Raw genomic sequence first — 12,285 nt, forward strand, 5'->3', positions numbered from 1 at the left:
CGAACCTCTGTACTAAATTTTGGTTAATATACACGTTGAGCATATTAAGAAAGTTGCTTTTAAGGTATTGCATTTTACTTTTATTTTCGTTATAAGGTTGCTTTAAGTTGAATTTTCAACATTTTTATACTATTTACGTTTAAGATATGATTTCGAAATTTTTTGGGGGCACTTCATGAAAAAGTCTATGTATACTAGAACTGCTATAGTTTCTTTATTAACTTTATGTTCTTTCAGCAGTTTTGCAGCTGACTTTCCTGATGAGAGTATGAAGGAAATAAAAAAGCAAGAGAGCACAAAAACTTCTGGAAAAGTGGAAGTTATGAAAACATCAAATAAAAAACTGAAAGAAAAGATGGACAGAATATGTAATGCTGATCCAAGAAAAAAAGCTGAAGAGCTTAAGAAAAAAGAGGAGCTAAGATTAGCAGCCGAGCAGAAGAAAAAAGAGGAGATCAGGCTAGCAAATGAGAAAAAAGCAAAGCTTATAGAGGATTCAAAAGCGAAAGCTCTAAACGCTAAGAATTCTAATATAGAAAAAGGTAAAGTTTCAAAAACTAAGCGTTCTAAAACTAAGAATGCTAAAGTTGAAGCTAAAGATGTAAAGAAGGATATAAAAGTTGTTAACAAAAATACAGAGGAAAAAGGTAAGGCAAGTCCTGTTGTTTCAGTTGGTGGAGTTGATATTATCGATACCAATCAAGGGCAAAGTAATTTAAGAATAACTTTTGGTGGTGTTGTTGATGCTCAAGGTTATGGCAAAGCTGGACCAAGTGGCGCAGATTATAAACGTTATAACGTTATGCCAAACAGATCTACAGAGTATTATAATGCCACTCCAGATATAACAAGAGGAGCAAATCCAATATTCTATGAAGGAATAGGAAATATTGGTGATTACAGCAACGATATGGGTATGATTGCTGATGCAATATTGCACCTCAGAGCAGAAAATAAGAATGAAGATTTAGGTCTTCTTTATGGTGCTGACGTGCAGTTTCATGTTCCAGTGACCGAAGGTAAGGGAGCTTCACAGGGTGTTTATGCTGCAAAAGGCAGAAGTGCGCATGTGTTTGTTAACTCAAAATATGGTGACGTGAAGCTTGGTTACCAATTTGGTCCTGAGGCTCTGATGAGGCTTGATGCAACAAGAATTGCGACTGTTGACGGAGCTGCAGATAGTGACTGGTTCAGAAAAGTGAACTTAGAAGGAAGCGCTGCTAGCTTTCCATTTTATGTAACACCACGTCTTTACACTGAAAGTTTTTCGAGTGAAAGTGAAAAATTCTCTTTCCGCATGGCAGGGAAATATAACAAAGGCGTTATGACTACACTGCCATTTAGAGTTGCTTACTACTCACCAAATTATATGGGCGCAAGATTTGGTATCAGCTACTCACCTCGTTATGATAGTGGTTTGTTTACTGTAAAAGAAACAGTTTCAGAAGATAAAGGCGGTAAGATAGAACATAAGGAAACGATAAAGCATGTCGGCCCAGACTATGAGCACATAGTAAGTGCTGGTGCATCATATGAATATGACTTTGATAAACATAACATAAAAGTTAAAACTTCTGCAGTTGGTGAATATGGCTTTCCAAAGCAACCAAGTAAAGATAAGCATCTTTATAAGGAATTTGTGGAGTATAATGACCTGATGGGTGTTAATTTTGGTGTAAGCGCTGATTATAAGATTAATGAAGATCAAGGCGTAAAGTTTGCTGCCTCTTTTGCATACTTGGGCAAATCTGGTCAACCGAAGGGTATTAAAAAATTAATTGGTGATACCTACACGGAAATTGATAGTAAAGATGCTACTGATGGCAAAAGAGTGGAAGGGCTGAAAGCTCAATTTGGTAAAGATAGTATAGATACCATGTATTGGACTGTAGGAGCTGGGTATCAACATGAGAATATCTACACAAGTTTGACGTATTTTGGCAGCAGAATGAATGACAAAGATATGCTTCATGATGGTGCACTTGGCGTTCAATATGATCTGTCTCCTGCATGCAGTAAGAGCAAATTTGTTCCTTACGCAGCTCTCCATTATTTTATGACTAACGAAACAGGTAAGCTGAAAGATGAGTCTGATGATGATGTACCTTCTAACCAAGGAATTCTCCTTCTTACTGGTGTGAAGTTTTCTTTCTAACCAGCCAGTACACACCACAGTTAACTGTGGTGTATTCTTGTCTGTTAGTGTTTATTTGTCGATCAAATAAACATATGGTGTCCTCTCTCCTGTCATCCCAGTGCGTGACACACAACTGTACGAACATTGTGATTTGAGGACACTCCACCAAGAAGGATGTCATCCCAGTGCCCAGACACTGGGATCCAGCTTTCCATGCAACTTCATCAAAAGCGTTTATTCAGCATAAGATCAGCCACTTTTTATGCTCACCAAATCAGTTTGCTTACTTACAAGCAAAATTTCCTGGATTCCAGTGTCAAGCACTGGAATGACACCCTATGGTCACCGGAATGACGCTTTATGGCTACTTAGATGATGAGAAAAGAACACACTGCCCTTATTCTACTGGCCGTATAGCTACTTTCAAATTTAATCAATTAAGCAGGAGGCCCCTATACAAACCACACTAAAAAATCATTTAGCTGGAGAATTACTTACCACCGCTACGTGCTGGAAATTAAAGCTCGCAGGTGGAGAAGTAATGGGATTCACTGACTATGATGAAGATTTAAATATTGATAATATACTCTATAAATCTTCAAGTGGATTTACAGCCAGTAGTATAATATTAAACAGCGATTTGAAAACTGATAATCTAGAAATTGAAGGGATATTAAATAGTGCTGATATTAAAGAAGAAGATGTTTTATCAGGAAAGTACGACTTTGCAAATATTGAAATATTTCTTGTGAATTATAAAGACTTGACCCAGGGAACAATGAATCTACATTCAGGAATTTTTGGTAAAGTGACATTAAGTAGTGGAAGATTTATTGTTGAAATTAGAGGGCTTTCAGCAAAGCTTGAGAGAAGCATAGCAGAATTATACTCTCCTGCATGCAGAGCACAATTTTGCGATGATAAATGTAAAGCCGATACTAAAAAATTTAGTAAAATAAGTACAATCACTAAAGTAATAGACGAAAGAAGATTTGAAGACACGAATTTAACTGAGAGTGATGAATATTATAAGCACGGAGTAGTAAAATTCTTTGGCTCAATAGCGTTTGAAGGTGTAGTAAAAGAATATAAAAATAAAGTAGTTACGTTGTTTACTTCGCCTCCATACCAAATTTTTGCTGGAGATAAATATTCAATACTCGCAGGTTGCGATAAAACATTTCCAACTTGCAGAAGCAAGTTTAACAATACTGTGAATTTTCGTGGTGAACCCTATATACCAGGTTTTTATATTGTTTAGCAGTACAATTTTCAATATTATGAATAAGCATGGAAAGGTGGCTGAGTGGTCTAAAGCACACGCTTGGAAAGCGTGCACATATGAAAATATGTCGGGGGTTCGAATCCCCCCTTTTCCGTATGTTACTTCTAGAATAGTATAAAACCCCCGGTCGCGCACACAACTGTACGAACATTGTAATATGGTACAATGTTACAACTATGCGGTGGTAATTTACGATAAATTCATGTAGCCATTTCAAATTTAGCCATACCAATGTCAGTAAATTGATTAAGCAAATAACACTTGAGTAGCAGTTCCTTCCCACGATTAATTTCAGATTTGTTCCGAAAATTAAACCCGAATGTTTGTTTCAGTCGCGAGAAAAAACTTTCTACATAAGATCTTTTTCCGTAGTTTGTTTGCCTTTTCCACCTCTTCATTCCATCTTCGCTGTATGACTTTATTAGTCTAATTGCAGCATTTCTCTCTGCCATACTTTGGATGCTCTGCTGCATTGTTTTTTTGGAGGAATTTTTGTCTTTATGCCGCATTCATCACACAATTTATAGAGTTTATGTCTGTCATATGCTCTGTCTGCATATAGTGCTTTTATGGCATGCTGAAAATTAACTCCTTTAAGTAAATCGCAAGCTCCATAGTGATCAGACCGTTACTGTATTTTGCAGCTATGGCTTTTTTGCTGTTTATATTCAACATTACATGCAATTTTCTTGTCTGTTCATAACCACGATATTTTCTGTCAGCGCTATTTTCCTTGCTGTGTGTTGTTATAAATGCTGATGCTTGTGCTATCTATGGCAATTTCGATATCTTCCATATTATTTTCTGCAATCATTGATCTTAATATTAAGTTTTTTTTGAAGCTTGCGAATAGCTGATAACTGCTAAATCTCTTCCTATTTGTTGCAAATATCCTTTTATAAACCCGACTGTTTGTCTTAAGCCAATTCTAAAAAGATTAACGATTATATGCACTAAAATCACAACTTTATCACTATAAATATAGTTGCCGCCCTGCATTTTTGGACTATTTTCATACCAATTTTCGATAGCTTTATCGATGTAACGAAAAATATTTCCTCTTTTTTCTAGAAATTTGTTATATTCATGGCAGTTACTAACTCTCATTTTTTGTGGCATATTTTTCCTTAAGCGGTTAAATGGCTATTTTATAATGAATTTTGTCAGTAGCCACCAGATTTTTTCAGTTGCGATGCAACAGAGCCATCCCAGTGTCAAGCACTGGGATGACAGGAAAAGAGGCTATTTGGATGACATCTTTCTTCTTGGTATAAATTACTTTTATATCTCAATGTTCGTACAGCTATGCACGTTGCCGCATAGTGGATGAGGTGTACTACCTCTAAGAGTATACATTATCTCACATAATAATATAATATTTCGTTCATAAATCAACGTTTTTAACATGCAGCAAGAACATTTCCGTTGTAATTAAGGTTCTTAAGATGTATATTAATGAATCTTGTTTTCAATAAATAATGAAAGTAATAATTGTCATGATAATGTTATTGTGTAGCAGTTACACAATGGCAAGCGAGAGAATAAGTCTAGTGGATAAAAAACTATCTCAAGGATATGTAGCTCCAGTGCTTACAGAAGATAGCGTTATTTTATCAGACAAGCACGGCGCTTTATATTCCTTTGATATTGATAACTCAAAGGCTATGAATTGGAAATTACACCTCTCACACAGAAAAAAAATTAGTAACATGAGCCTATTGCGTCACAGAGGAAACGTTTTCTTTATAGTGGATAACGTTCTACACACAATAGATGCAAAAACCGGCGAGATTCAGTGGGAAAAAGAATTGAGAGCTCCAGTAAGAGGGAAAGCAGCAGTAATAAACAATAAATTGGTAGTATTGACTATTGATAATTATCTGTACGTGTTTGATATAAAAGATGGCAGCTTCGTTTGGACTTATCAAAACGGCATCAATGAGGTTCGAGGTTTGTATTCCATATCGCCAGCAATTTCTAATGATAAAATAATAGCACCATTTTCAAATGGTGAGTTAATAGCTTTTAATGAAGACGGTAAAAAATTGTGGAGCCAAAAATTGGCTACAAACCTTTTGGATACACAGCTCACAGATGTAACTACTACACCGAGAGTGCTTGGCGATACTTTAATAGCTACAAATAATTCTTATATTTATAGCATTGACGTGAAATCAGGAAATATTTTATGGTCAAAGTCACTGCAAGTAAAAAGTGTATCAGACATTGAGTCATATTATAGTCCTCTTATTCCTGCAGAGAAACAAAAAGAAGGCGGAAGAATTTTTATAGTTACTAAAGACGATAAAATAATTGGCCTGGATATAAAAAATGGAGAAACAGTCTGGGCATCTGATTTAATAGAAAATACGCAATTGTTTGCTCCAATTATGCATGCCCATACACTGTGGGTGACAAGCAATAAAGGTTCAATGTTTGCTTTTCCGGGATCTGAAAGTGCAGGAAAGGTAGTCAAAGTACCTGGTAATGTGTTTCACACTCCAGTGTTTACTCGCAATAAGATATATGTAACAACTGAGGGAAAAGGTGTTTATTCTTTAGAAAATAGGTTTGTTTTTTATGACTGATTATGATTTAATTGTTATAGGTGGTGGCCCAGGAGGCTATAAGTGTGCTATCGCTGCTGCAAAACTTGGATTGAAAGTTGCCTGCATAGATAAAAATAGCATTTTTGGTGGTACATGCTTGCGAGTTGGATGCATACCTTCCAAAGCACTACTTCATTCTTCCTATCAGTATGCTCACACGAAAAATGATCTGTCGAAGCTTGGCATAAAAATTAAGGATGCAAGTTTCGATTTAAAAGAAATGCTAGGCTATAAGGACGCCAGAGTTCAGGAACTTGGAAAAGGTATAGAATATCTGTTTAACCTTCACAAAATCACTAAAATCAATGGGCTTGCTTCTTTTGACCAAGGTAATCTTGAAGTTTCAGTTGAAGGTAAGGTGCTGAAGACAAAAAATATAGTAATTGCAACCGGTTCTGACGTTATTTCTTTGCCAGGAATTAATATCGATGAGAAAAGTATTATTTCATCAACTGGTGCATTATCTTTAACTGAAGTACCAAAAAAACTTGTCGTAATCGGAGCCGGGGCAATAGGGCTTGAAATGTCTTCTGTATGGAGGAGGCTAGGGTCTGAAGTCACTGTAGTAGAATTTTTTGACAGAATCGCTGCAGCAATGGATGGAGAATTAAGTAAGTCTCTACTTTCTAGTCTACAAAAACAAGGAATAAAATTTTTACTTAGCACTAAAGTTGAGGAGATAAAACAAAGTAGTAATTCTTTGAGTGTGAAAGTTTGCTCTGTAAAAGATAATCAAACAAACACTATAGAGGCGGATAAGGTATTGGTGGCAGCAGGACGCAAACCATGCACTGAGAATCTTGGTATTGATGAAAAAATAGAAAAAGATAATCGCGGTTTCGTTCAAGTTAACAACAGATATGAAACTAATGTGAAAGGAATATTTGCTATTGGTGATGTGATCGGTGGAGCAATGCTTGCTCATAAAGCAGAGGAAGAAGGAGTGGCAGTTGCAGAGATAATAGCAGGACAGTCACCTCACGTTGATTATGGAATCATACCATCTGTCATTTACACTCACCCTGCGGTTTCTTCGATTGGTAAAACCGAAGAGGAACTCAAAAATGCTGGCCGTAAGTACAAAGTTGGTAAATGTCAATTTGCTGCAAACGGCAGAGCAAAAATCACTGATGATGCTGAAGGATTCGTGAAAGTGCTGACTTGTAGCAGAGCAGATACAATACTAGGTGTGCATATCATAGGAGCATACGCTGATACGCTAATCAACGAAGCAGCAGTTGCAATGGCATATAGCGCAGCAGCAGAGGATATATACAGAATTTGTCACTCTCATCCTGATATAAATGAAGCCTTTCGAGATGCGTGCATCGATGCTTTCTTTAAAAAATAATTGTGGACCTCGGTTCAATCATTGAAAAATGGTATGAGTGGCTGAGGTGCAACAGATCTTATTCACCAAACACTTTAGAGTCATACATGAGGGACTTGAAGGATCTTATAAGTTTCCTAAATACTCACATTGGTGGAGAAGTAAATGTCGGCACTTTGGAAAAATTGAGCGTACCTGAGTTAAGAAGTTGGCTTACCTCTCGTTACGCAAGAGGTGTAAACGCAAGATCCAACACTCGAGCACTCTCAGTAATCAGAAATTTCTTCAAGTACATAAAAAATAACCACAATATAGACAATGAAGCTGTATTTTCCTTATCAAGGCCAATTCAGAGAAGAACTTTGCCCAAAGCATTATCAATACCTGATATAAAAACTTTATTGAAAGAAATGAAACTATCCGATCTGGGCGAATCTTGGGTGGTAAAAAGAGAAATTGCGATTATCGTCCTGCTATATAGTACAGGCTTAAGAATCAGCGAAGCGTTGAACCTTAGGGTTAGTGATATTAACAATGAAAGTTTAATAGTAACAGGTAAGGGAGATAAACAAAGGCAGGTATTCATTCTTCCGGTAGTAAAAAAGTGTATACAAGAATATGTAAAAGCCTGTCCTTATCTTGGCACTAATAATGAAACACAATATCTTTTTTTGGGAGTAAGAGGAAAAAAATTGGGAAGAACTTATGTGGCCAATCGTTTGCAAAAAATAAGGAGAATGTTAAATTTACCAGAAATTTTATCTCCACATGCATTTCGCCATAGTTTTGCTACTCATTTGCTTCAGGAAGATATTGACATAAGATCAATACAACAACTGCTTGGTCACTCAAGCCTGGAAACTACTCAAATTTACACTCACCTCAATTATCAAGATGTTTTTAACATGTACAAAAATTTTCAGCAGGGCCTGGAGAAGAAATCAAAACTTTAACTTCGTTCTAAACCACCAAGCTGAGTGCTTTCAACATCACTAAGTATTGTGTTTGCTTTATATAAACTACAACATCCTAATAAAAAAAAAGCCAGTGCAACTGCTGTAAAGAAAGCACTTATTATCCCTGGATAATCTTCTATTACTAAACATGCAACAACAGTATATACTCCAAGCAATATAAAACATGCAGAAGCGTAGTTGCTCAGTTTTCTACCAGAAGAAATTGCTTGCGAGGATTTTTCGTTTTTATTACTACGGAGCAGTCTATTTTCTGATGAAAGCCTATCTCTTTCTTTCCTTACTTGTTTCAAATCTCTTTTTAATCGTGAAATTTCGACAGTGTCGCTTGCTCTTCCATACACAATTCTATTAAGTCGAGTTACTTCACTATTTAGATCATTGATTTTTGTTTTTTGAGCCGATTTTTCCTGCCTTAAATCTTCTTCTAACTGTGAAATTTTGTTAATGCCTCTCGTTCTTTCGCGTACGACCCTATCCAGCTCTCGTTCTTTTTCTATGAGTTGAGCTTTCGTTCTTTCAAGTTCGCCTTTAAGTTCTTGTATAACTTGCTCAGAACCTACCGGTATATCATTCGTACTTGCCAAAGGTTGTAATGTATTTGCAGGAAATTTTTCATTTAGATAATTTGTAATAGATTCGATTGGATTATTAACACCCCTCAATGCAGCAGTAACAATTGCATGACTCATGAAGCAATTATCTTCTACTAATTTTTTTACATCATCTAAATCTTTTTTATTAATAGTAGCGGTTAATCGCTCTGTAATGGCTTGTTCAATTATTTGCTTCACCCACGAATTTTGCTCTATAGCTTGTATTGGCTTTATTTGACTAAAATCTAGCTCTTTATGTTTTAAAAGTTTTGTCAATACTTCTTTGTTATCTGATGTTATTCCTTGTAAACATGATTGAATAATTAAGCTAAGCGGCGTTTCTATTTCTTCACTTCGGCTTCTTTTCCAGCAATTAGGGTTAAACTCTTGATTTAATGGTCTTTTCGCTTGGTAAATGTTTCTGCTAGAAAGAGCACCTAACAACTCGTTTACTTTTTGTGCTTTTTTAAATTCTAATTTTATTACGCGCTCAAATCCTCTTGCAATACAATCTTCAGGGCTTTTATATTCATAATTTTTGATATCAGTTTTTATATCTGGGTGCGTGAGCAATATTTTTACCACATCTTTAGCCCCAACTTGACAAGCAATATGTAAAGCTGTGTCTTTGCGCATATTAGATGTTGTTATAAATTCTGATATTTCACTTTGTGTACTAGGATCATATCTCGTCCGTGTTGTAGACACAGATTGCTTACTCTGAGCATTAATATTGATACTTCTGTTTTGTATAAGCAATTTAGCCATTTTCTCTAACGTAGCCTGTCCATCACCGCTGACAGCGCAGACATTGACAATAGACATCAAAGGTGTCATGCCCTCCTTATCAAACGCATTAACATCCGCACCTTCTTTCAGAGCTTGTTTAAAAGCTTCCGGGTTTTCGTTATCAATAGCCTTAAATAACTTTTGTGTTGGTTCATCGAGCTGTCTTGAAGTTGTCTGATTATATCTATAACCATTAGTATTTATCCCATCCCCTCCATAAAGCATATTAAACCTACCTAATAATTTACTAATATAATTATGAAAAAGAAAAGGAAAAGGAAAATTGCAAGCGATTTATTCAAAATCCTAGAATTAACTACGACTCTAAAAACTTTTCTGCATCAAGCGCAGCCATGCATCCTGTTCCTGCTGCAACTACTGCCTGACGATATACCTTATCTTGAACATCACCTGCAGCAAACACTCCTGCCCTACTAGTTAAAGTTGTTCCAGGTTTTGTAATGATGTAACCCTGCTCATCCATTTCAACAAAGCCTTTAAAAATACCCGTATTTGGTGCATGCCCGATTGCAATGAACACTCCATCCACTTTTAATTCTTGGGTTTTATCGATCTCTGCTGATTTAATCGCAATACCAGCAACCCTTTTTGGATTTTCTTCTCCAAGAATCTGCTCTACGGTATGGTTCCACATTACTTTTATTTTATCATTTTTAAAGAGCCTATCTTGCATTACTTTTTCCGCTCTTAATTTATCACGCCTGTGTATTAATATCACTTCTTTGGCAAATCGAGTTAAAAATATTGCTTCTTCAACAGCAGTGTTTCCACCACCAATCACAGCTACAACTTTATTCCTAAAAAATGCACCATCGCAAGTCGCACAAGCTGAAACCCCATAACCCTGAAATTTCTTTTCACTTTCTAAACCAAGCCACTTCGCTTGCGCACCAGATGCAATGATCATTGCATCTGAATAGTAGTCATTGATATTACCAGAAGATCTAAATCTATACTCATTAAAGTCCTCAAGTTGTTCAACGCTTTTTATCTCATCATCTATTATTTTTGCTCCAACCTTTTCTGCATGAAACCTCATTTGCTCCATTAGTTCTGGACCCTGTATTGAAACAAAACCAGGATAGTTTTCAACATCTGTAGTAATTGTAAGCTGACCACCAGGCTGCATTCCCGTTACTACAATTGGCTCTAAGTTTGCACGTGCTGCATATATAGCGGCAGCATAACCCGCTGCCCCAGATCCAATAATAAGAACTTTTGTACTAAATTTATAATTCTTCACTGTATGAGTTTAGATAATCAGCTACTCCTTCATCGCTTGCCTGCATTGCTGGCTTACCTTTCTTCCACCCTGCTGGACATACTTCACCATGCTCCTCATTATGTTTAATTGCATCAACGATTCTAACGAATTCATCGATATTACGCCCTAAAGGCAAATCATTTATCGATTGATGACGTACAATAAATTTATCATCAATAACGAAAGTTGCTCTCAGCGCAATTGAGTCATCATATAAGACCCCATAGTCTCTTGATATAGACTTTTTGATATCAGACACTAAAGTGTAGCTAATCTCTCCAATACCACCATCATTAACTGGAGTGTTTCGCCATTTATAATGTGAAAATTTTGAATCTACACTTATTCCTATCACTTCAACACCACGCTTTGCAAACTCATTTATTCTATTATTGAGCGATATCAATTCAGTTGGGCAAACAAAAGTAAAATCAAGTGGATAGAAAAAAAGGACAGCATACTTATTTTTTATGCGCTTACTCAGACAGAAATCATCAACAATTTCTCCGTCAGAGAGAACAGATGAAGCAGTAAAATCGATAGCAGATTTTGTTACAAGATTCATAATTAACCTATTCTTTTAAAATAACTTTAATTTTACATCTTGATAAACTTATATGCAAGTTTTCTTTGGTTTTAGTCCTATAAAAACTTCCTAAAATAGCTCTTCTTTTTTACCGATAAGATACAATCCAGGTTGGAATACTGAGTTGGTGAGTATAAAATTCTACGTCATGCCACCGCGAACCGTCATACCGCCACGGTATCTCAGCCGCTCACAAGTAGCGGGATGACGAGCTTATCGTCATGCCACCGCGAACCGTCATACCGCCACGAACCGTCATACCGCGATTCATTCGCGGTATCTCTAGATCCCGCTAACAAGTAGCGGGATGACGGTTGTCGTTTAGCTATAAATGTTAAAAAATTTGCCAAACGAAAAAAAAGGCAAAAGAAGCCCCGTGGTTGGCTAATTACTTACATTATACTTTCAAGTATGGCGTTTTTTTATTCTAAACGTTTAATAACCGCGATTCAGTTGCTTTTAAGCCGCAACTAATCTAAATTATAAACATTAAGAAATTTACTAAACAGAAAAAAAGGCAAAAGAAACTCTAGGGTAGCTAGTTATTCACTATCCATTTTTTAAGTTGGCGTTTTTTTATGTTTTAAATGCTTTATAAGCGCATTTTAGCTTATATTAGGTAAAAACCTAGAAGTTTCATAAAGACATAAGGTGCACATAGTGCAAAAAATTAAACATGAGACGCCAGATACGT

8 protein-coding genes, 1 tRNA gene and 1 pseudogene are annotated in these 12,285 nt (G+C 36.2%); 6 read left to right on the forward strand and 4 right to left on the reverse strand.

What is annotated here, in order from left to right:
- Nucleotides 1–175 precede the first annotated feature (175 nt).
- The 3 genes from ACQH3L_RS05030 (at nucleotide 176) to ACQH3L_RS05040 (ending at nucleotide 3,516) form a co-directional block, all read left to right on the forward strand.
- On the forward strand, nucleotides 176–2,155 hold the full coding sequence (locus tag ACQH3L_RS05030; protein WP_425384707.1) for a WD0745 family porin: 1,980 nt from the start codon (nucleotides 176–178) through the stop codon (nucleotides 2,153–2,155).
- A gap of 436 nt (nucleotides 2,156–2,591) precedes the next feature.
- The gene (locus ACQH3L_RS05035; RefSeq protein ID WP_010962809.1) at nucleotides 2,592–3,398 is read left to right on the forward strand and encodes a DUF2163 domain-containing protein; all 807 of its coding nucleotides are present in this window, start codon (nucleotides 2,592–2,594) and stop codon (nucleotides 3,396–3,398) included.
- Between the two features lie 31 nt (nucleotides 3,399–3,429).
- Nucleotides 3,430–3,516: transfer RNA gene (locus ACQH3L_RS05040), tRNA-Ser, on the forward strand.
- A gap of 106 nt (nucleotides 3,517–3,622) precedes the next feature.
- Here ACQH3L_RS05040 and ACQH3L_RS05045 read toward each other — a convergent pair.
- Nucleotides 3,623–4,541: pseudogene (locus tag ACQH3L_RS05045) on the reverse strand (IS5 family transposase).
- Nucleotides 4,542–4,900: 359 nt separating this feature from the next.
- On the opposite strand from ACQH3L_RS05045, the gene ACQH3L_RS05050 reads away from it, so the two are divergent.
- Genes ACQH3L_RS05050 through ACQH3L_RS05060 form a run of 3 tightly spaced genes read left to right on the forward strand, consistent with a single transcriptional unit; the run spans nucleotide 4,901 to nucleotide 8,314 of the window.
- Nucleotides 4,901–6,010 carry a PQQ-binding-like beta-propeller repeat protein gene (locus ACQH3L_RS05050; RefSeq protein ID WP_038228167.1) on the forward strand — a complete coding sequence of 370 codons (1,110 nt, stop codon included), beginning with the start codon at nucleotides 4,901–4,903 and terminating at the stop codon, nucleotides 6,008–6,010.
- Nucleotides 6,003–7,382 (forward strand): dihydrolipoyl dehydrogenase, encoded by a 1,380-nt coding sequence (gene lpdA / locus ACQH3L_RS05055; RefSeq protein WP_010082459.1) that lies wholly within the window; start codon nucleotides 6,003–6,005, stop codon nucleotides 7,380–7,382. Before ACQH3L_RS05050 ends, lpdA begins: the two co-directional genes overlap by 8 nt.
- Nucleotides 7,383–7,384: 2 nt before the next feature.
- Nucleotides 7,385–8,314, forward strand: a complete 930-nt coding sequence (locus ACQH3L_RS05060) for a tyrosine recombinase XerC (protein ID WP_208571627.1) — start codon at nucleotides 7,385–7,387, stop codon at nucleotides 8,312–8,314.
- Here the strand turns inward: ACQH3L_RS05060 and ACQH3L_RS05065 are convergent.
- From ACQH3L_RS05065 to ACQH3L_RS05075, 3 genes are all read right to left on the reverse strand, one after another.
- Nucleotides 8,311–9,945, reverse strand: coding sequence for an ankyrin repeat domain-containing protein (locus ACQH3L_RS05065; protein ID WP_425384708.1), 1,635 nt, complete (start codon nucleotides 9,943–9,945; stop codon nucleotides 8,311–8,313). The genes ACQH3L_RS05060 and ACQH3L_RS05065 overlap by 4 nt on opposite strands.
- A 91-nt stretch (nucleotides 9,946–10,036) precedes the next feature.
- A complete protein-coding gene (gene trxB, locus ACQH3L_RS05070) occupies nucleotides 10,037–10,984 on the reverse strand; it encodes a thioredoxin-disulfide reductase (RefSeq protein WP_038199041.1) in 948 nt (315 codons plus the stop codon).
- Complete coding sequence (locus ACQH3L_RS05075; RefSeq protein WP_012673206.1) at nucleotides 10,971–11,570, reverse strand: peroxiredoxin; 600 nt, start codon at nucleotides 11,568–11,570, stop codon at nucleotides 10,971–10,973. The genes trxB and ACQH3L_RS05075 overlap by 14 nt, the downstream gene beginning before the upstream one ends.
- Nucleotides 11,571–12,285: the final 715 nt, after the last annotated feature.

It is taken from the genome of Wolbachia endosymbiont (group A) of Sturmia bella (assembly GCF_964030905.1).
Classification (GTDB): Bacteria; Pseudomonadota; Alphaproteobacteria; order Rickettsiales; family Anaplasmataceae; genus Wolbachia; species Wolbachia pipientis.